20 protein-coding genes and 1 pseudogene are annotated in these 20,625 nt (G+C 47.9%); 14 read left to right on the plus strand and 7 right to left on the minus strand.

Annotated elements, in window-relative coordinates; genetic code table 11:
- Nucleotides 1–171: 171 nt before the first annotated feature.
- The 7 genes from KT99_RS01100 to cysE all read left to right on the plus strand — a co-directional run bounded on the left by KT99_RS01100 (nucleotide 172) and on the right by cysE (nucleotide 6,736).
- Entirely contained in the window at nucleotides 172–525 is a 354-nt protein-coding gene (locus KT99_RS01100) for a RidA family protein (RefSeq protein WP_005496119.1), read from the plus strand.
- A gap of 100 nt (nucleotides 526–625) precedes the next feature.
- Complete coding sequence (gene uvrD, locus KT99_RS01105) at nucleotides 626–2,791, plus strand: DNA helicase II (RefSeq protein ID WP_005496121.1); 2,166 nt, start codon at nucleotides 626–628, stop codon at nucleotides 2,789–2,791.
- A 112-nt stretch (nucleotides 2,792–2,903) separates the two neighbouring features.
- Nucleotides 2,904–3,767: a 4-hydroxybenzoate octaprenyltransferase gene (gene ubiA, locus KT99_RS01110; protein ID WP_040571466.1), complete on the plus strand. Its 864-nt coding sequence runs from the start codon at nucleotides 2,904–2,906 to the stop codon at nucleotides 3,765–3,767.
- Between the two features lie 290 nt (nucleotides 3,768–4,057).
- Nucleotides 4,058–4,327 (plus strand): hypothetical protein, encoded by a 270-nt coding sequence (locus KT99_RS19930; RefSeq protein WP_050774295.1) that lies wholly within the window; start codon nucleotides 4,058–4,060, stop codon nucleotides 4,325–4,327.
- 15 nt (nucleotides 4,328–4,342) lie between these two features.
- The gene (locus tag KT99_RS19935) at nucleotides 4,343–4,615 is read left to right on the plus strand and encodes a hypothetical protein (RefSeq protein ID WP_005496126.1); all 273 of its coding nucleotides are present in this window, start codon (nucleotides 4,343–4,345) and stop codon (nucleotides 4,613–4,615) included.
- Between the two features lie 79 nt (nucleotides 4,616–4,694).
- On the plus strand, nucleotides 4,695–5,801 hold the full coding sequence (locus KT99_RS01120) for a hypothetical protein (RefSeq protein ID WP_005496128.1): 1,107 nt from the start codon (nucleotides 4,695–4,697) through the stop codon (nucleotides 5,799–5,801).
- Nucleotides 5,802–5,965: 164 nt separating this feature from the next.
- Complete coding sequence (gene cysE, locus KT99_RS23165) at nucleotides 5,966–6,736, plus strand: serine O-acetyltransferase (protein ID WP_005496129.1); 771 nt, start codon at nucleotides 5,966–5,968, stop codon at nucleotides 6,734–6,736.
- Between the two features lie 144 nt (nucleotides 6,737–6,880).
- Here the strand turns inward: cysE and ilvY are convergent, their stop codons facing one another.
- Nucleotides 6,881–7,753, minus strand: a complete 873-nt coding sequence (gene ilvY, locus KT99_RS01130) for an HTH-type transcriptional activator IlvY (RefSeq protein ID WP_005496131.1) — start codon at nucleotides 7,751–7,753, stop codon at nucleotides 6,881–6,883.
- 188 nt (nucleotides 7,754–7,941) lie between these two features.
- Between ilvY and ilvC the strand changes: the two genes are divergently transcribed.
- The 6 genes from ilvC to ilvA all read left to right on the plus strand — a co-directional run bounded on the left by ilvC (nucleotide 7,942) and on the right by ilvA (nucleotide 16,692).
- Nucleotides 7,942–9,423 carry a ketol-acid reductoisomerase gene (gene ilvC / locus KT99_RS01135; RefSeq protein WP_005496133.1) on the plus strand — a complete coding sequence of 494 codons (1,482 nt, stop codon included), beginning with the start codon at nucleotides 7,942–7,944 and terminating at the stop codon, nucleotides 9,421–9,423.
- Nucleotides 9,424–10,196: 773 nt separating this feature from the next.
- Entirely contained in the window at nucleotides 10,197–11,852 is a 1,656-nt protein-coding gene (gene ilvG / locus KT99_RS01140; RefSeq protein ID WP_005496134.1) for an acetolactate synthase 2 catalytic subunit, read from the plus strand.
- A 39-nt stretch (nucleotides 11,853–11,891) separates the two neighbouring features.
- Nucleotides 11,892–12,119 carry an acetolactate synthase 2 small subunit gene (gene ilvM / locus KT99_RS01145; protein ID WP_005496135.1) on the plus strand — a complete coding sequence of 76 codons (228 nt, stop codon included), beginning with the start codon at nucleotides 11,892–11,894 and terminating at the stop codon, nucleotides 12,117–12,119.
- A gap of 81 nt (nucleotides 12,120–12,200) precedes the next feature.
- Nucleotides 12,201–13,124, plus strand: a complete 924-nt coding sequence (locus KT99_RS01150) for a branched-chain amino acid transaminase (protein ID WP_005496136.1) — start codon at nucleotides 12,201–12,203, stop codon at nucleotides 13,122–13,124.
- Between the two features lie 165 nt (nucleotides 13,125–13,289).
- The gene (gene ilvD, locus KT99_RS01155; protein ID WP_005496137.1) at nucleotides 13,290–15,140 is read left to right on the plus strand and encodes a dihydroxy-acid dehydratase; all 1,851 of its coding nucleotides are present in this window, start codon (nucleotides 13,290–13,292) and stop codon (nucleotides 15,138–15,140) included.
- Nucleotide 15,141: 1 nt separating this feature from the next.
- Nucleotides 15,142–16,692: a threonine ammonia-lyase, biosynthetic gene (gene ilvA / locus KT99_RS01160; protein ID WP_005496139.1), complete on the plus strand. Its 1,551-nt coding sequence runs from the start codon at nucleotides 15,142–15,144 to the stop codon at nucleotides 16,690–16,692.
- Nucleotides 16,693–16,734: 42 nt separating this feature from the next.
- Here the strand turns inward: ilvA and KT99_RS01165 are convergent, their stop codons facing one another.
- The 3 genes and pseudogenes from KT99_RS01165 to KT99_RS22455 all read right to left on the minus strand — a co-directional run.
- Nucleotides 16,735–17,691, minus strand: coding sequence for a hypothetical protein (locus KT99_RS01165; RefSeq protein WP_005496140.1), 957 nt, complete (start codon nucleotides 17,689–17,691; stop codon nucleotides 16,735–16,737).
- A 169-nt stretch (nucleotides 17,692–17,860) separates the two neighbouring features.
- Nucleotides 17,861–18,172, minus strand: a complete 312-nt coding sequence (locus KT99_RS01170; RefSeq protein WP_005496142.1) for a hypothetical protein — start codon at nucleotides 18,170–18,172, stop codon at nucleotides 17,861–17,863.
- Between the two features lie 225 nt (nucleotides 18,173–18,397).
- Nucleotides 18,398–18,649, minus strand: a pseudogene (locus tag KT99_RS22455) (phosphatase PAP2 family protein); the annotation flags it as partial.
- Between the two features lie 81 nt (nucleotides 18,650–18,730).
- On the opposite strand from KT99_RS22455, the gene KT99_RS01175 reads away from it, so the two are divergent.
- The gene (locus KT99_RS01175; RefSeq protein WP_005496144.1) at nucleotides 18,731–19,567 is read left to right on the plus strand and encodes a DUF417 family protein; all 837 of its coding nucleotides are present in this window, start codon (nucleotides 18,731–18,733) and stop codon (nucleotides 19,565–19,567) included.
- A gap of 76 nt (nucleotides 19,568–19,643) precedes the next feature.
- On the opposite strand, the gene ubiK is transcribed toward KT99_RS01175, so the two are convergent.
- The 3 genes from ubiK to KT99_RS22465 all read right to left on the minus strand — a co-directional run bounded on the left by ubiK (nucleotide 19,644) and on the right by KT99_RS22465 (nucleotide 20,478).
- Complete coding sequence (gene ubiK / locus KT99_RS01180) at nucleotides 19,644–19,904, minus strand: ubiquinone biosynthesis accessory factor UbiK (RefSeq protein ID WP_005496146.1); 261 nt, start codon at nucleotides 19,902–19,904, stop codon at nucleotides 19,644–19,646.
- 147 nt (nucleotides 19,905–20,051) lie between these two features.
- On the minus strand, nucleotides 20,052–20,264 hold the full coding sequence (locus KT99_RS22460; protein WP_005496147.1) for a hypothetical protein: 213 nt from the start codon (nucleotides 20,262–20,264) through the stop codon (nucleotides 20,052–20,054).
- Entirely contained in the window at nucleotides 20,245–20,478 is a 234-nt protein-coding gene (locus KT99_RS22465; protein ID WP_005496149.1) for a hypothetical protein, read from the minus strand. The genes KT99_RS22460 and KT99_RS22465 overlap by 20 nt, the downstream gene beginning before the upstream one ends.
- Between the last annotated feature and the right edge of the window lie 147 nt (nucleotides 20,479–20,625).

The raw sequence follows: 20,625 nt of genomic DNA on the forward strand, positions 1-20,625 counted from the left end.
TAGCGCGGCGCCTTCTATGGTGTGATGACGTAATGCATGCCCAAGATGGTCGATTAATTACTGATGAACCTTGCCGCTTCTCTGTCTCATTTTTAGCTATCAATGCTCGATACTTGAGGTTCTTATCGGTAAGATAGCCCTCTTTTTAACTCCCCTTATTAAGGCATTTCAATGACAATTGAACGTTTAGAAACGGCTACCCGCATGAGTCGTATCGTTAAGCATAATGGCACTATTTATCTCTGTGGTCAGGTATGTAAAGACGCCAATCAAGGCATCACTGAGCAGGCATCCAGCATGCTGGAAAAAGTTGATGCTCTGCTTGAACAGGCGGGAAGTGATAGAGAGCATATTCTTTCTGCGACAATTTATATCAAGGATATGCAGTACTTCGCCGAGATGAATGCGGTATGGGATGCCTGGGTTCCCGAGGGGCATGCACCGGCTCGTGCTTGTGTCGAGGCTAAGATGGCCCGCGATGTTTTATTAGTCGAGATATCAGTGGTGGCGGCAGAAAAGGTCTAAACAAGGTTTTAGACCCTAGAACCTTGATCCTAGGGCCTCGTTGCTAGGATCTCATCCCCTGCTCCTGTTATACTGCTTCCTCGATTTTTTGGAGGCAAGAATGGACGTATCTTCTTTACTAGACGGCCTGAATGATGAACAGCGATCAGTCGTAGGGGCACCCCAATCCAGCATGTTGGTATTGGCGGGGGCTGGCAGTGGCAAGACTCGGGTATTGACCCACAGAATTGCCTGGCTGATGCAGGTCGAACAGCAGAGTCCATATTCAATTTTAGCGGTAACCTTCACCAATAAAGCGGCGGCAGAGATGCGCGAGCGAGTGGAGAAGGTCAGTGGTAGCAATATGGGCCGCATGTGGATAGGGACCTTCCACGGTTTAGCTCATCGTCTGCTAAGAACCCATTATAAAGACGCTAACTTGCCACAGACGTTTCAGATCATCGACTCAGATGACCAGTTACGCCTAATCAAACGTATTCTTAAGAGCCTACATTTAGATGAGAAGCAATATCCACCTCGCCAAGCCCAGGGCTACATCAACGGCAAGAAAGATCAGGGATTAAGGCCAAAGCATATCGATGCGGCTGGTTTCCCAATAGAGCAGAATCTATTGCAGATCTATCAAGTTTATCAAGAGTCCTGCGATAGATCCGGTCTGGTCGACTTTGCCGAAATTCTATTACGTGCCCATGAGTTATGGCTCAACAAGCCCCATGTACTTAAACATTATCAAGACAGGTTTAAGAATATTTTGGTGGACGAGTTTCAGGATACCAACGCGATTCAGTATGCCTGGATCCGTGTGCTGGCGGGCGAAGGTGCCAATGTGATGATTGTCGGCGATGACGATCAGTCCATCTATGGTTGGCGCGGTGCTCAAGTCGAGAATTTACACAAGTTCCTGGTGGATTTCCCCAAGGCTACCACCATACGTCTGGAGCAAAACTATCGTTCCACCGGTCATATCCTTAAAGCCTCTAACGCATTGATCGCCAATAACCCAGATCGCTTGGGCAAGAAATTGTGGACCCAAGATAAAGACGGCGAGCCCATCTCAATATACTGTGCATTTAATGAGATGGATGAAGCGCGATTTATCGTGGGACGCATCAGTGATTGGCACGATATGGGCGGAGGCCTAAGTGGTTGCGCCATTCTGTATCGTTCTAACGCTCAGTCTCGAGTATTAGAAGAAGCCTTGCTCCACAAGGGCTTAGCCTATCGTATCTATGGTGGCCTGAGATTTTTCGAGCGCCAAGAGATCAAAGATGCCATGAGTTATCTGCGTCTCATCAATAATAAAGATGATGATGCGGCCTTCGAGCGAGTGGTCAATACTCCTGCTCGCGGGATTGGTGGGCGCACACTAGATATCTTACGTGCTACCGCAAGGCAGCAGCAATTAACCCTGTGGCAAACTTGCTTACGCGCCATCGAAGAGAAGCTGCTCAGTGGCCGTGCGGCTAATGCTGTACGTGGCTTCATGGACCTCATCGTAGAGATGCAGCAAGATACTCAAGAGATGACTCTGCATCGTACCACCGACCATATCATTGCCAAGTCAGGCCTCAAGGCCATGTATGAGGCAGAGAAAGGCGAAAAGGCGCGTTCTCGTGTGGAAAACCTCGATGAACTCGTGACTGCTGCGCGTACCTTTATCATGCCCGAAGAGATAGAAGATATGGGTGAGCTTAGTGCTTTCCTATCTCATGCGGCGCTAGAGGCCGGAGAGGGGCAGGCGGATGCATTTACCGATGCGGTGCAGCTGATGACATTGCATTCGGCTAAAGGCCTGGAGTTTCCAGTGGTGTTTATGTCGGGTGTCGAAGAGGGACTATTCCCCAGCCAGATGGCTATGGATGAGGGGGATAGACTCGATGAAGAGCGTCGTCTCTGTTATGTAGGCATGACCCGGGCCATGGAGAAGCTGTACATCACGCATGCCGAGACGCGTCGAATCTATGGCAGGGAAAATATCTCCAGACCATCACGCTTCATCAAAGAGATCCCAACTGAGCATGTGGTGGAGATCCGCCTTAAAACTCAGGTAAGCGCCCCCCGAAGAAGCACTAGTACCCTTACTCGTAGCATAGTGGTGAATGACTCGGGCTTTAAGGTTGGCCAAGGGGTGATGCACCATAAGTTCGGTGAAGGAAAGGTGACGAATACCGAGGGCAGTGGTTCCCAAGCCAGAGTACAAGTCAATTTCTATGATGTCGGCAGTAAGTGGCTGGTTGTTGCCTATGCTCGACTGGAGACTTGCTGATAAGCGGTATAATCCTTGAATGTGTCGGTCATAATGGCATTTATGATGCTTAACAAGGTTAGATTTAGAACGTTAAATTGAGCGTTTGAGCAGTATTGGGAGAGCCTGAATGATGAGTTTTTTAAAGGGAAAGTTAGACGTTTATATGCGTCTTTCCCGTATGGATCGCCCAATAGGGACCTTATTGCTGTTGTGGCCGTGTCTGATGGCGTTGATATTAGCCGCAGATGGCATGCCCGATCTTAAGGTGCTGGTGATCTTTATTTTAGGTGTGGTGGTGATGCGGGCTTGCGGTTGTATCATTAACGATTACGCCGATAGGGAGCTCGACTCCCACGTAGACAGGACTAAGTCCCGGCCCCTGGCCAGTGGCGAGATATCCAGCAAAGAAGCGCTGCTATTATTTGCGGTAATGGGGCTATTTGCCTTCGGCTTAGTCTTGATGCTCAATCCTCTGGTGGTCCAGCTATCTGTCGTTGGCATCATATTGACTGTCATATACCCCTTTACTAAGCGCTTTACCAACATGCCGCAGATGTTTCTCGGTGTGGTATGGAGTTGGTCAATTCCTATGGCATACGCGGCGCAAACTGGCAGTGTTCCTGCCGAAGCCTGGTGGTTATTCTTCGCCAACTGGTGCTGGACCGTAGCCTACGACACCATGTATGCCATGGTGGACAGAGAAGATGATTTGAAAGTTGGTATCAAGTCCACGGCTATCCTATTTGGTCAATATGATAGGCAGATCATTGGCTTGTTTCAGCTCGCCGCGCTCGCCTGTTTTATTACGGCGGGTTGGGCGGCAGACCGTGGCCTGGTATATGGTTTAGGTGTGATCACTTTTGTTGGTTTTAGCCTCTATCAACAGAAGCTTATTTTCGCCAGGGAGCGGGCTCCCTGTTTCAAGGCGTTTCTCAATAATAACTGGGCAGGTCTAGTCCTGTTTGTTGCCTTAGGTGTCGATTACCTTATCTAAACTTTTCAAGATATTGAGCCTTAGCTTTCTCCTGTTTTTCTGCTCCTTTCTCTATACTTAATCTAGTGTGACTGCAGTCATTTTTACGAATATGGTTGTATCATTCTTACATTCACTGGTATTAGATGGCTTAACTCTATTTTACCGTTGAAAGTAGACGCATATCTCGTTTGCAGTGATTCGTTTGGTATTTTACTACAATGTTAGGTTATTATTTGTTCTCTCTCTCATGGTTAGAGTGAGTTTTATAGAAAAAGTAAATGGAATTAGTTAGTTGTATGGAGGGAATCATGGCCTATTCAGGTACGGCTTTTGCAGCAGGAGAGTGGCTACTCTTCGAGTTTATTTTGGCTATCGGTGTCGCCGCACTTATCCTTTTTTGGTTGATCTTGACTCATTTTAAGCGCCAGGGATTTTTGTCCTGGGGTCTGGTGATTCTGGCGAGTGCCGGGATGGTGAGTCTATGTATACATAGTCGCTTGAATGCCTTACAGCTAGATAGATTGCTGTCTCAAGGGAAGAGCATAGAGATTATCCATGGTGAGTTTCATTATGGATAGTATCACTTTCCCTACATGGCGGAGCATGGCATAGATTATCGTGAGATCAGCCTGGATGGTAGAATCATAAAGCTCTATCAGTCTGGTTACCTGCCAAATACACATTGTTATCGTGATTTTTATAGTGGTAATAACTTCGATGATAATGTGAATCTGCGTCTCTATATTCATTGGTTCGAGCGTGAGTATCAATTTCAGCAACAGACTTACAAACTCAATGCACCTTGCATCATTAAAATTGAACGGCTCAAAGCCACTGCTAATATATCACTTGCCACCGCGAGCTAATGTATATTTTCGTTATAAACATGCCCTTAGAAATAGATATTGTGTAACATAGTGACAACATCTATTCGCTGGGGGATCTATGAGAATTAGCATAAAGTTCAGGCTGATTTTTCTTATCTGTGCCATCATCAGTTATACATTGGGTTTTCAGCTGCTTCCAGAAAACCTTGATGGGGCAAATAGCCATCTCTATGTATTGGTCTTCTCAATGCTGTACTTCTTCATACTGCCGATTATCTATTGGTATTGCATCATCGAGGTGGGTAAGCAGAAGCTGTGGAAGATGCTACTCATTTTTAGCTTGAGTAGCTTGATGGCAAGGTTTAGCTTTCCGGCTGAAATAGCCAGTTATTTCGAGTTTATCGCCTGGCTGCGTTACCCGATAATTGCCATATTATTGGCTATCGAGTTATATCTGATGGTGAGTATCATCAAGGCGTTGTGGCAGGCGCGTAACTTATCTGGTGATCCCAGAGTGCACATCTTGGATACTTTCCAAGAGGAAGACGATAAGAAACGTTCTTTGGCATTAGTCTTGGCGTCGGAGCCTGCGAGCTGGTACTACGCCATTCCTTATTTGTCACGAAATCACGTCAGCGGTATCACCAATTTAAAATTGCGTTCAGCTGCCAGATGGCATTGGTTGATGATGACTCTGGCAACCCTTGCCATGGCTGCCTTAGCTTATGTGATTATCTCTCCCTGGAGTGAGTTACTGGCCATTATCGTGTCGAGCATTACTGGCTATGGTGTGATCATGCTGGCTGCTAATTATAGGATCTCAAGTCATTTCTCTATCTATGGACATCGAGACAAGCTGGTTATCAACAATAGTATCTGGGGCTTTATATCGATAAAAGTTGAGGATATAGCAAGTGTGGCATTGGGCCGCTACCCAAGAAAGGATGACAAGGAAGGGCTGCATTTTGGCTATGGTGATAGCAGCAATATCAAGTTGAGCTTTATCAGGCCTCAGAGTTATTTTGGCGGCATGGGTCAACTCACCGAGCGAGTCGATGTTATCGATATGCATGTATCTGAGCCTCAAGTATTAGCCGATTATATCCAACAATATTCCGACAATATTTTTGCTAAAGATGGGCGGATGAGTCAGATCCAAGAGAGTGAACGCGCTTGTAAACCCGATGATTTCCAGGCTCAGGTTAACTCGGGTGTGGATCAATGACTAAGTGTGTGTTAACTGACTTCAGTTTGTTATGCCATATAGCGATTTACTCTTATAGCTTGATGTTTTCTTCATAGATTAGGTTAGACTTTACGCTGCTGCATTTTTTTATAGATATTTCATTTTTACATCTTCTTTGTTCATTATTTAAGAGTTTACGTCATATGCGTTATGAAGTTTGGGAACAGCTTAGGGTCGAAGCAGAAGACTTGGTTCGTAAGGAGCCCTTGCTTGCCAGTCATGTTTATTCATCGATTCTCAATCACGATTGTCTGGGTTCGGCGCTCAGCTTTATCGTGGCCAATAAACTCTCAGATGGAGTGGTATCGCCTTTTACTTTCCGTGAGCTGTTCGATAAAGCCTTCATCCATTGCGAGCAGATGCTAACCTATGTGGCCACAGACATTAAGGCGGTGAAGGAGCGCGATCCCGCGGTGGTGAGTTACCTGACCGTTATCTTGAACCTCAAGGGGTTCCAGGCTATTCAGGTGCATCGCCTGGCGAATTGTCTTTGGAGTCAGGGCCGCACCGAATTAGCGCAATTTATTCAGAGCCGTAACTCGGAAGTATTCGGTGTCGATATTCATCCGGCCTGTAAGATGGGCACTGGCATCATGTTTGACCACGCTACGGGGATTGTCATAGGTGAGACTGCGGTTATTGAAAATAATGTGTCTCTGCTTCAAGGAGTGACATTAGGTGGTACGGGAAATCAGCAGGGTGATCGTCATCCCAAGATCCGTGCAGGTGTGATGATCGGTGCCGGTGCTAAAGTATTGGGTAATATCGAGGTTGGCGAAGGTGCCAAGATCGGCGCAGGCTCTGTGGTATTGAGCGATGTGGCTTGCCACACTACAGTTGTAGGTGTGCCAGCAAAAGTCGTCGGTAAGCCCGAGTCTATATGCCCGGCAAAGACGATGGAACAAAACATATAACCTATTATTGAGCATCTGACCTTCGTTGGCGATCAGCTTATCGATATCTTCATAAAATTGATTGCGATTGGGCAGGCCGATTAATGGATCATGGTGAGCTTGGTCGTGCCTCTCTCTAATCGTCTGCTTTGTGTGTGATTTTAGTTATATCACTTTGAGAAAGGCCGCGACTATCGGGTCGTCTAATTTATTATTTCTGCAACAGCAACCTAGCTCGAAGGGTGGGATATCTATGGGGGTCGGGATGATCTGAATTCTATCTCGTACTGGACTGTTATTAATCACAATTTCAGGTGTGATACTCACCCCACATCCCAATGCCACCATAGAGGCTATTGCCTCTTGTCCCGAGACCTGAGCATAGATGTTGGGAATGAGGCCCAGCTGCTTAAACCAGTTGTCGATACGTCGTCTCCCCGGCCCATGTTCAGGCACGATAAAGGGCAGACGGTCCCAGGGAATATAAGACTCTGTTAATAATTCCTGAACCTGGCAGCGGTATGTTGGCGCTATGATGACCAGGGGAATGTCATCTATCTTGGCGAAGTGTAAGTTGTCGGGGAAAGGGTCTGGCAGGGCAGCGATGGCGATATCGACGCGGTTATTTTTCACTTCGCTCACTGCATTGGCGGCATCACCGGTCGTCAATGTTATTTCAACAAGGGGATGCTCGCGCCTGAAGCTATCGAGTAGCCCGGGAAGATGGCTATAGGCTGCAGTTACCGAGCAATAGAGGTTCAATCTGCCCCTGAGCAGATCTTGCTTAAGATCAAGCTTAGTCTTGAGCTTGCTCCAGTGATCTAAGGTCTGCTCGGCGAAGTGGCGATATTCGACGCCGGCGCTGGTCAGGGCAACACTGCGGTTATCTCGGAGGAAAAGCTTGGCACCCACCTCATCTTCCAGCCTCTGCATGACTCGACTCAGGGTAGAAGGACTGACATGCATGGCCTGAGCCGTTCGGGAAAAATGCAGACTTTCCGATAGGTGCAGGTAAAGTTTGATTGTTTTTATATCCATTTTTACCTATCAGCATGCAGGGGCGGAGCTAATCAGTGTTGCAAAAAATGCAATGTAGTATTCCGAATATATCATTTTAAGCAATTATAATCATGGGCTATAGTGAACTCAATTACCGCTCCTGCACATAAACAGTTAAGTGCTTCGAGCAACTTCCCTATATTTCAGACCAGAAGGTGGTACATCAGATGGCTAACTATTTTAACTCTCTGAACTTGCGTCAACAATTAGAACAGCTGGCTCAGTGCCGTTTTATGGATAGTAATGAGTTTAGCCAAGGCTGCGATTTCATTAAGGGTTGGAATATCGTCATCCTGGGTTGTGGTGCACAGGGGCTCAACCAAGGTTTGAATATGCGTGACTCAGGCTTGAATATCGCTTATGCACTTCGCGCCGAGGCGATCGAAGAGAAGCGTGCTTCATATCAAAAGGCCACCGGCAATGGTTTCCGCGTCGGCACTATCGAAGAGCTTATTCCCGATGCCGATCTTGTGCTTAACCTGACACCGGATAAGCAGCACACTAACGCCGTGACTAGTGTAATGCCACTAATGAAGCAAGGAGCCACACTTTCCTACTCTCACGGTTTTAATATCGTGGAAGAGGGCATGCAGGTTCGTGAAGATATTACCGTCATCATGGTTGCCCCTAAGTGTCCGGGTACCGAGGTACGTGAAGAGTATAAACGTGGTTTCGGCGTACCGACTCTGATTGCGGTTCACCCTGAGAATGATCCTAAGTCTCAAGGTTTTGATATCGCTAAGGCGTATGCCAGCGCAATTGGTGGCGACCGTGCGGGTGTGCTTCACTCATCATTTATTGCCGAAGTTAAGTCTGATCTTATGGGTGAACAGACCATTCTCTGTGGCATGCTACAAACTGGCGCCATCTTAGGTTACGAGAAGATGGTTAGCGATGGCGTAGAGCCAGGCTATGCGGCTAAACTTATTCAGCAAGGTTGGGAGACCACCACTGAAGCGCTAAAGCATGGTGGCATCACCAACATGATGGATCGCCTGTCTAACCCAGCCAAGATCAAGGCATTCGATATGGCTGAAGAACTTAAAGTCATGCTTGCACCTCTGTTCGAGAAGCACATGGATGACATCATAGCGGGTGAGTTCTCTCGCACCATGATGCTCGATTGGGCCAACGATGATGCAAACTTACTTAAATGGCGCGCCGCAACCGGTGAAACCGCCTTCGAAAATGCCCCCGTTAGCGATGAAGATATCGACGAGCAAACCTATTTCGATAAGGGTATCTTCCTTGTCGCCATGATCAAGGCCGGTGTCGAGCTTGCGTTCGATACTATGACGTCTGCAGGCATAGTCGCAGAGTCGGCTTATTATGAGTCGCTACATGAAACACCACTCATCGCTAACACCATTGCACGTAAGCGTCTCTACGAGATGAACGTGGTTATCTCAGATACCGCCGAGTATGGATGTTACCTGTTTAATCACGCCGCAGTGCCTATGTTGCGTGACTTCGTCAATGCCATGTCTCCTGAGTACTTAGGTCGCGGACTAAGCGATAGCAGTAATGGTGTCGATAACCAACGCCTGATCGAAGTCAATGCCGCCATTCGTGGTACTGGCGTGGAGAAGATTGGTGCCGAGCTACGTGGTCATATGACGGCTATGCAGCAAATCGTCGAAGAGAAGTAAAAGATAATTTCAACATTGAGGCTAGGCTAACCGAAAAATCAAAGGATCATTTTTGGCGTATCGTTTGAATAATGAAACTAAGTGTTTCTTCTCGGTAAAAGGTTTTTGTTGTGTTTTTTATTGGCTTTGTGGTATTGATTAATGGTCTCGCGATCTTAATCGAGAAAACACCGAATTCAAGCAAACTAATTAGGAAACAGTCAAAGCATGTTAAACTTGGCAGCCCTACTCATTATTGAGATTGTTACCGTGGTGATTATTAGATCACAGCGGGGGGCTCCCATGGCGCATCGATAAACCTGATTAGGTAAAGATTGCAACTAACCCCCCGCTCCGCAAGGACCGGGGGGTTTTTCGTTTAAAGCCCGACTAAGAAAGATGCAAAATGGCTTGATACCATTCCGAGTAAGTATCTGATCATTCAGCGGGAGTTCAAAGCACTGTAGGCAAGGCGAATGTTGGAAGCTAATAGTTATTCTATATCGAGAACATTCAACGTAGCATAAAGGGCTTTGAAACCCGCACTGCGTGAGGCTCTCAGTGTTTCCACTTCGTTGTTGCATTGACTTAAAAGGGAATAACCATTTCCTCATCAATGCGCCTTGAATTGAAAAAACTGAGAGTCTCTGAATTGACCAGATACTTATATGGAATGGTATTCCCCTACAAATACTGAACCGCTAAGGTTCGGCACAGAGTGAGAGATGCAGATGGAACAAGGGCAGACACAGCAAGGTAATTCTGAGGCAGGACAAGCGGATAGTGGGCAGATGATGCGCGGCGCCGATGCCGTGATCAAGGTGTTAGTCGACCATGGGGTGACGAATATTTTTGGTTATCCTGGCGGCGCCATCATGCCTATTTATGATGCGCTTTACGGTGCGCCAGTGGAACACCTTCTGAGTCGTCATGAGCAGGGAGCCGCATTTGCAGCCTTAGGTTATGCCCGCGCGACAGGCAAGACTGGAGTGTGTTTCGCGACATCGGGTCCGGGAGCGACCAATTTGGTGACCTCATTAGCCGATGCCTTGCTCGATTCGGTTCCTGTTGTCGCCATCACAGGCCAGGTATCTACCGCCGTGATTGGCACAGATGCCTTCCAGGAGATCGATGTTTTAGGTATGTCGCTGTCGTGCACTAAGCACAGTTTCATGGTGACCGAAATAGAGCAGCTAGTCCCCACCCTGTATAAGGCGTTCGAGATTGCGGCTTCGGGGCGTCCGGGTCCTGTGCTGGTGGATATTCCTAAAGATATCCAAATCGCTATGTTCGAGTACTCTACTCCCATTCAGGAGAAGTACCCTCAGCCTCAAGCTGATCCCAGCAAGCTCGATGATGCATTGATTCTGCTCAAGCAAGCCAATAAACCTATGCTCTATGTAGGAGGCGGCGTAGGTATGGCAAGAGCGGTTCCTCAATTGCGTGCATTTATCCAGGCAACGGGTGTGCCCTCGGTAGCAACCTTAAAAGGCCTGGGTACCATAGAAAAAGACACGTCGGGTTATCTGGGCATGTTAGGCATGCATGGCTCCAAGGCGGCCAATATTGCCGTCCAGGAGTGTGACCTGTTAATCGTGGTCGGCGCTCGTTTCGATGATCGGGTTACCGGTCGTTTAGCGTCCTTTGCCGAGCATGCCAAGGTGATTCATTTAGATATCGATGCGGCGGAGCTCGGTAAGCTACGCCTGCCGGAAGTGGCCATCGCCGGCGATCTACGTCAGGTGTTGCCCGCATTGACGACCGAGTTGGCTATTGCTCCCTGGTGCGAAGAGGTTGAGCAACTGAAAGCCGAGCATAAGTGGAAATACGATCGCCCCGGTGAGCTAATATTCGCCCCCGCCATGTTGAAGCGCTTAGCCGATAAATTGCCGGAAGATAGCGTGGTGACTTGCGATGTTGGCCAGCACCAGATGTGGGTGGCGCAGCATATGTGGTTCCGTAATCCTGAAGATCACCTGTCGAGCTCGGGTCTGGGTACTATGGGCTTCGGTCTTCCTGCCGGCATCGGCGCTAAGGTGTCCCGTCCCGATGCGACCGTAGTGGTCGTCTCCGGCGATGGCTCGTTTATGATGAATGTGCAGGAACTGACTACCATCAAACGCCGTAAGTTGGCGGTTAAAATCTTGCTGATAGACAACCAGAAACTGGGCATGGTGAAGCAGTGGCAGCAGCTCTTCTTCGAGGAGCGTTACAGCGAGACTGATCTTTCCGATAACCCAGACTTTGTCACCTTGGCATCGGCATTCGATATACCCGGCCGCACCATCACCACCACAGATCAAGTAGAAGAAGCGTTAGATCATTTAATTAGCTGCGAAGGCCCATATCTGCTGCATGTGAGAATTGATGATGCTCACAATGTTTGGCCTTTAGTCCCACCGGGGGCCAGTAACAGAGACATGATGGAAGAGATGGATAAACAGACTTAAAGCACAACGCAGGTATGAACCAGTGGATAGGGAGTAGAGATGAGTTATCAATTGAGCTTAACCTTAGTGCAGCAGCCTGAAGTGTTGGAGCGTGTATTGAGAGTGGTGCGCCATCGCGGCTTTAAAGTGACCAAGATGGAGATGCAGTTAGAAGGTGATCAAGGTGTTCGACTCGCTATGCATGTCGAGAGTGAGCGGGCCATCGAGCTGCTGACTAATCAGCTCGATAAGCTTTTCGATGTGATTGATTGCCGGGTACAGGCTTAAGGCTTCTAGATTAGCGATAATAGCAAAGTAAACAGTTAACGCCTGTTGCAGTGAATATTGACAGAGAGTGAGGAAATAGAGATGGCCACGAAGCGAGTAGAGTTTATATGGTTCAATGGTGAGATAATGCCTTGGGCTGATGCCAAGGTGCATGTGATGTCTCATGGTTTACATTATGGCTCTTCTGTCTTCGAAGGGATCCGTGTCTATGATACCCACCTAGGCCCGGCGGGATTCCGCCTTACCGATCATATTCAGCGTCTGTTCGATTCGGCTAAGATCTACCGTATGCCAATTCCCTATACACATGATGAGCTTATGTTGGCCTGTCGTGACAGCGTGCAGAAGAATGGTCTCAAGAGTGCCTACATTCGTCCTTTGGCTTTTTATGGTGATGTAGGCATGGGGATAACCCCACCTAAAGATGCCGTGTGTGATGTCATGGTTGCGGCCTTCCCCTGGGGCGCCTATCTAGGTGAAGACAGTCTGGAAGCTGGTGTTGATGTGGCTGTGAGCTCATGGAATCGTCTCGCACCCAATACCATACCTACCGGCGCTAAGGCCGGTGGTAACTACTTGTCATCGATTCAGATCTCCACCGAAGCCAAGCGTAACGGCTTCGATGAGGGCATAGCCCTAGATGTGAATGGTCTGGTCAGCGAAGGTGCTGGTGCTAACCTGTTCGTGGTCAAGAAAGGAAAAATCTATACACCGCCTTCGACGTCGGCCATCCTTATGGGCCTGACCCGAGATAGCATCATCATCCTGGCTCGAGAGAAAGGTTATGAAGTGGTCGAAGAGGCCATGTCTCGTGAGTTTCTCTATCTCGCCGATGAGATGTTTATGACTGGCACCGCGGCTGAAATAGTGCCTGTGCGTAGCGTCGACAGAATCGATGTCGGCGCCGGTAAGCGTGGCCCCATCACTCAGTCGCTACAGGAAAGCTTCTTCGGCCTGTTCAGCGGTGAGACCGAAGACAAGTGGGGTTGGTTAGAAGTGCTTTAAAAGAAGACCCTAGGTTTTAGAACCTAGGTCCTAGGAAAGACAAAGAATAAAGACACTTAAGATGCATTCATTCTTAGGTTTAAGAATTAACTAGAAAGGTAACAGCAGAGGGCTCCTAGGCACTAGGAACTAGCACCCAGAACCTTCTCAATAAGGACAATCGCAATGCCTAAATTACGTTCAGCTACCAGTACCGAAGGTCGTAACATGGCCGGAGCTCGCGCCCTATGGCGTGCCACCGGCGTCAAAGATAGTGATTTTGGTAAGCCAATTATTGCGATTTCCAACTCATTCACTCAATTTGTTCCCGGTCATGTGCACCTCAAAGATATGGGCTCGTTAGTGGCTGGCGCCATCGAAGCCGCGGGTGGTATCGCCAAAGAGTTTAATACCATCGCGGTAGATGACGGTATCGCCATGGGGCATGGCGGCATGCTCTATAGTCTGCCTTCTCGTGAACTTATTGCCGACAGCGTCGAGTATATGGTCAATGCTCACTGCGCCGATGCCTTGGTGTGTATCTCAAATTGTGACAAGATCACCCCAGGTATGCTGATGGCGGCTCTTCGCCTCAATATTCCGGTGATTTTCGTCTCCGGTGGCCCAATGGAAGCGGGTAAGACTAAGCTTTCGGGTAACATCATCAAGCTGGATCTGGTGGATGCCATGGTGGCGGGTGCGGACGATCGCATATCGGACGAAGACAGCGATAAGATTGAGCGCAGCGCCTGTCCTACCTGTGGTTCATGTTCCGGCATGTTTACCGCTAACTCGATGAATTGTTTGACCGAAGCCTTAGGTCTGTCTCTGCCGGGTAATGGCTCTATGTTGGCCACTCACGCCGACAGACGCGAGCTCTTCTTAGAGGCGGGTCGCCGCATCATGGACCTAGCCACCCGTTACTACAAGCATGACGATGAGTCTGCATTGCCACGTAATATCGCTAACTTTAATGCGTTCGAAAATGCCATGACCCTAGATATCGCCATGGGCGGATCTAGCAACACGGTATTGCACCTGTTAGCCTCGGCTCATGAGGCAAAAGTTGATTTCACCATGGCCGATATCGACAGGCTGTCCCGCCTGGTGCCTCATCTGTGTAAGATGGCGCCTGCGAGTCCCGAGTATCATATGGAAGACTTGCATCGCGCCGGTGGCGTGATGGGAATTCTAGGCGAGCTCGACCGAGCCGGTCTCATTCATAACGATGCCTACCATGTGGCAGGTACAAACTTGAAAGAGGTACTGGCCAAATGGGACATCGCCCAGAGTAAAGATGAGGCGGTACATAAGTTCTTCACGGCGGGACCTGCGGGCATCCCAACCACTCGAGCCTTCAGCCAAGATTGTCGCTGGGATAGTGTCGATGATGATCGTGAAGGCGGTTGTATCCGTAAGCGTGAATTTGCTTTTAGTCAGGAAGGCGGCCTAGCGGTGCTTTCCGGTAACATAGCCATCGATGGTTGTATCGTCAAAACTGCGGGCGTAGATGAAGATAATTATACTTTCGTCGGCTCGGCCCGTGTGTTCGAGAGTCAGGATGATGCCGTTGCCGCTATCTTGGGCGGTAAAGTGGTTGCCGGTGATGTGGTGGTCATTCGCTACGAAGGCCCTAAAGGTGGTCCGGGGATGCAGGAGATGCTTTATCCGACCAGTTACCTTAAGTCTCGGGGGCTGGGTAAGGCTTGTGCGCTTATCACAGATGGTCGTTTCTCTGGTGGTACTTCCGGTCTGTCTATCGGCCATGTTTCGCCAGAAGCGGCGGCTGGTGGCACCATAGCTCTGGTTGAGACCGGTGACAGAATCGAGATCGATATTCCGGCGCGCTCGATCAAACTCGCCATCAGCGACAGTGAATTAGCGGCTCGTCGCACTGCAATGGAAGGGCGTGGTAAGCAAGCCTGGAAACCTGTGGATCGTCAACGCTCCGTTTCTCTGGCACTCAAGGCCTATGCCTTGCTCGCGACCAGTGCCGATAAAGGCGCGGTGAGAGATGTCACCATGTTGGAGGATTAATATGTTGGCATTAGCCTCAAAATCTAAGTTAGATCTGGCCCACTATTATCTGCAGAAGATCTTATTGTCTTCTGTCTATGATGTGGCCAAAGTCACGCCACTCTCTAGTTTGAATAAGCTGTCGGCCCGCCTGGGCTGTCAGGTGTTCCTCAAGCGCGAAGATATGCAACCCGTGCACTCCTTCAAGCTGCGTGGTGCCTATAACAAGATATCCCAACTCACAGCCGATGAGTGTCACCGTGGTGTGGTGTGTGCCTCTGCGGGCAATCATGCTCAGGGTGTGGCCATGTCGGCTGCTGCGCTTGGTATCAGCGCGGTGATCGTGATGCCGGAAACGACTCCGGATATCAAGGTCGATGCGGTCAGGCGTCTCGGCGGTGAGGTGGTACTTCACGGTCAGGGGTTCGATCAGGCTAATACCTACGCTCAGGAACTTGCGGCTGCAGATGGTCGCGTCTACGTGGCGCCATTCGATGATGAGGCTGTGATTGCTGGGCAAGGCACCATAGCCCAGGAGATGCTGCAGCAACAGAGGGACTTAGAAATAGTCTTTGTTCCCGTGGGCGGTGGCGGCCTGATCGCCGGCATTGCCGCGTTTTATAAGGCTGTGATGCCTGAGGTTAAAATTATCGGCGTCGAGCCGGAAGATTCTGCCTGTTTAAAGGCGGCATTAGCGGCCGATGAGCGGGTTATTTTACCTCAGGTCGGCTTGTTTGCCGATGGCGTCGCGGTTAAACAGATTGGCGCCGAGCCATTCAGGCTTGCCCGGGAATATGTCGATGATGTGATCACCGTTAGCTCGGATGAGATCTGCGCCGCGGTGAAAGATATCTTCGAAGATACTCGCGCCATAGCCGAGCCAGCCGGAGCCCTGGCACTGGCGGGCTTGAAGAAGTATATGGGTGATGCGGGTAAAGGCGAGAAGGTGGCCGCCATTCTCAGTGGCGCTAATGTGAACTTTCATAGCCTGAGATATATCTCCGAGCGCTGTGAGCTTGGGGAGAAAAAAGAGGCCGTTTTGGCGGTTAAAGTCCCCGAACGTCCGGGTGTCTTCCTGCGCTTCTGTGAGTTGCTAGACAAGCGTGTGATGACTGAGTTTAATTATCGCTTCAGTAGTCGGGATAAGGCGGTAGTTTTCGCCGGGATCCGTCTAACCGAAGGCCAGAGCGAGCTGGATAAGATCATTGCAAGATTGGAGGATGATGGCTTCGAGGTGCAAGATCTCTCCCATGATGAGACGGCGAAATTACATGTGCGCTATATGGTGGGCGGCCATCCGCCGGAGAAGCTCGATGAGCGCCTGTTCAGCTTCGAGTTTCCCGAGCATCCCGGCGCCCTGTTTAAGTTTCTGACGACCCTGCAGAGTAAGTGGAATATCAGCCTGTTTCATTATCGCAACCATGGCGCCGCCTTCGGTCGCGTCTTGGCTGGCTTCGAGGTTCCCGAGTCCGATAACCTGGCATTTCAGCAGTTCTTAACCGAGCTGGGCTTCGTCTATCATGAAGAGACCCAGAGTCCGGCTTATAAGCTCTTCTTAGGTAACAGAGACTAAGAAAAACTGAGGGCGCATATGCGTCCTTTTTTATGTTATCTTTTAAACGCCGGTTTGAATTTGGCCATCAAGCATTAGTCTTGAGTCCACTTTATCCGTTTGTGTATCGAAGAAGGCGGGTGCATTTAGGCCTTGTAGTTGCTCAACAATGTTCATCTGACTGATAACAGCATCATGCTCGATGCCTTTTCCTAGTACATAATTCAGCTTGGCTAAAGCATACTCCATGGTTGAACCAAGATAAGCATCGTTAGATATATCGCTGTTTTGTTGCAACAGCTCGGCGACAACTTTGTCTTGCCCGTGAAAAGCCGCGACATCAATCAATAACAGCTTTTCTCTGCGATTACTCCCAGAGCCAAGTAGTTGGCTCACATCATCTAATTTTTTTATCGATCTAATTAATACTTTTTGAGGTATCCCTTCTTGTGTTATTAACCACGCGACATCGTCGATGCTTAACTCTGTTGTTGCTATAAGCTGTAATGCAGCTTTATCAGTCAAATTGGCAATGTTTTCTAAGGCTGGTGTGGGTACTCGTGTTGTTATCTTGAAATATTCAGGTAGGTCAGGAAGCGCATTGATTAACTTTTCCATAAGGCTTGCATTTTTAAGATCAAATTTTGAATGTTGTTTTAATTGTTTAGCGCGCCAGCTGGCGGCGAAATTCGAGTTTGAGAAGTGGTCAATTGCCGATGTGATGTCATCAATCGAGTATCCGTCATTGAGGTATTTACTCCAATCTTGGGAGCGACCAAAGTTATTCGATTTAGCATGGTTTTTTTCAATGAGCTGCTTGCACTGCTGATAACTGGTGATGGATAGGTTGGTAGCATGAGTATCCATCTCTTCTGATGCATTAACTGTGTTGGCCACAGTATCAATATCGATCACACTAGGCTGAGCCGGCATTTTTTGAGGGGTAGGCCATAAAAAATAAAATACAATAGCCACAATTATGGTGACCATTGTGATGAGCTGGGTACGTTTTTCTTTCACTTAGTTTCTTCCCTAAAGCTGAGTGAAATTAATTGAGGTATTATCTCTTGTTAGTCATTGATAAGAGAATGATAGCTGACCTGTATCAGCTATCATTATGAGTTTACAGACTTTAATAATCATGTGGAAATATTTTTACAGCTCATAATTACACTTGATATCCTTAGCCCTATAAAGCTAGGCCTATGGTCAATGAGAAGAATGTCTGTCCCAGAGCTCCGACGAGCACGTCGCCATCCCAGATTTGTGAGAAGCCGAATATCTCCGCTATTGGTGCTAGAGCGAAGCTGACAAACCAGCCGGATAATATGGTGTAGAAGGTGCAGATAAGGGTTGCGGTAACGATAGATATGAAGCCAATCAGGAGCGGCTTATCGGGCCCGTTGCTATGTTGCCCATGATGAAGCCTAGTCTTGAGCTGAAATGCTTGCTGTCTGTGGAACTCATGCTTATCTCTCACTTTTTGATGAGGGCGCATCATAGTCTTTTATTTTAGCGGGTCAATAGAGGTTTATATCAATAAGTTTATCATTTTTGATTGTATATTCTGCCAGTAGTTCAATACTTGGTGATTTCATTCGATTTTATTGGTTTTTGTGAAATAATATTACTGCGAATTTGTTTGTGCCGTGAGATACGCAAGAATATTGCGTATGCAACTTTAGATTTGCTTTTCTCTTCTGCGGCACTCGTCTGGTTGAAATCGACCAGATGGAAAGGAAAATCCTATCTCGTGTTGCCAATGTTGATCTAGCCAGACCGCATTAGGGCGGGCCTCGTTGAAGAAAGGCTTAAGGAAATGGTTGAGTCCGAGTGTGGTACACATACTCAGTGAGATAGCGAGAAACAGACTAAAAAATCTTGAACACTCCAGTCTCCGATAGCTAAGGAGTAATACTAATAGCACGGTCGCTACGCCATAGGGAGCCGTTCCGGTCGAAGTGATCCAAAATAGTGTTAGCTAGATAATTTATTCAGTTTAGATGAAATAGCGATTCCGATTTAAGGGTCTATTGCTGCATCTGAATTGGAGATTGAAATGTTTGAGATTAAATCTATACCTGCGTTAGCCGTTGCACGCGTGTTACTGGGGCTCTTCCTACTGACGACAGCAATGAATCGATTTACGGCCTTAGATGTCGGCTATTTTTCTAAACAACTCGCGGCCATAGACTTGCCTGATTTCCCTTGGCTATCGGCTTTGTTAGGCGTCATGCCGCTCATAGTGGTCGCTGCATTAATCTTTCCTAAGCATAAATTAAGTCATGCAGTCCTCTATCTCCATTCGCTAATGGCCTTGATACTTATGCTGATGTTATTCACCCATCCGGTTTGGCTCGATAGTCTGGGTGGTTTCCCGGCTATCGGTGCCGGACAGGGATTGATTAAGTATCTGGCCATCGTCGGCGTCTGTGCTTTTATTGCCTCTCATTACGCCGGTCATCAAAAGTTAAATCACTTCTCACTTAAGGTTATCTGGGCCGGAGTGGTATTGGTGATGTTGTGGATTGGCGGCATGAAGTTTACTCAGTTCGAAGCCGATGGTATCGAGAGGTTGATGGCAACGAGCCCATTCTTCAGCTGGATTTACGATCTTTTTAGTGTACTTCATGGCTCATACTTTATCGGAGTGGTTGAGTTGCTCGCGGTCTTTGGTCTTATTATCGGTGGTAAATATGCCTGGGACAGGACATTGGGCTTAGCGGTCGCGGCATTGACATTTCTGGCGACACAGACCTTACCCGCCTATGAGATGAGCCAAGGTGTTCCTCTATTGACCGGAAGTGGTCAGTTTATCGTGAAGGATCTGGTCTTGCTGGCAGGATGTATATTACTATTCGTCAATAATAAATCTGCAGCTAAACAGTTTAGATAAAAGCCAGGCAATAAAAAGAGCGCGTAAGCGCTCTTGATTTGTGTCATGTCTTATATCGATTGATATAAGGTTAAGCTTATTCGCTGTCACTCTGGTTGAGTCGCTTCTCTAGTGTGTTGACCTGCGCCTGTAGGGCTTCGAGCTTTTCACGGGTCTTGAGTAAAACATGCTGCTGCACTTCAAACTCTTCATGGGATACCACATCCAACTTCATCAATTGGTTTTGCAGGATCTGTTTACTCTTATCTTCAAATTCACCGGCGAATTGCTTTAGACCGCTAGGCAGGCTTTCGGCTAATTGCTTGGCAACTTCTTCAATTTTCTTTGGATTGAACATTATCTATGGTCCGCCGTTGGCTAATGATTTTAATACGAGTTCTTTTAATATTAGCTGGATTGTACCTGAGCATACCCGCTATTGGAAAATAAAAAGACCTGAATTCACTATTCAGGCCTTAGTGTTATAAAACTTAAAACTTAAAACTTAGACTTTCAGTGTATCGAGTGAATGAGTTGAACAGGTAATGGTTTGCCAGCATAAATTACAGACAAGCTCTAGCTCTGCCTTATCGTATTTTAATTGACCACGACGTATGCTGCGTCCGAGAGCAACGGCGGGCTCCAGAGAAATGGCATAGAGAGCCTTGTTTTTCAGGGAGTGAAACAGGCCTTGAGCCTTACCTTCTTCGAAGAACATATGTAGCAGCGCCAAAAGTTGTTTTTTCGAACGTCTGATGGGGATCTGAGTCTATGCCCTGCAGATGAATATACTGCTCGTAGCTGAGATTTGTCTGTGTGCGCTGACGACCAAAATCGACAATATTAAACCAGATGCGCTTGAATCTTTGCTCCAGCGTGCCTACACGGCTGTCTTTTAAGATATGGCTGGCGGCGACACCCGCTTCATTCACATATTCTATGTCAGGGGATTACCTAGCCTAATTCTCAATGTGTAAATAATTAAACTGGCGAAGAAATATAAATTGTCAGATTGAAACGTGAGAGTTTCTGGTATGATCGCCTGCTCAAAACCCCTTTTAATCTTGGTAAAAGTAACC

Origin of the sequence: Shewanella benthica KT99, from assembly GCF_000172075.1 — a bacterium.
In the GTDB taxonomy this organism is placed as follows: Bacteria; Pseudomonadota; Gammaproteobacteria; order Enterobacterales; family Shewanellaceae; genus Shewanella; species Shewanella benthica_A.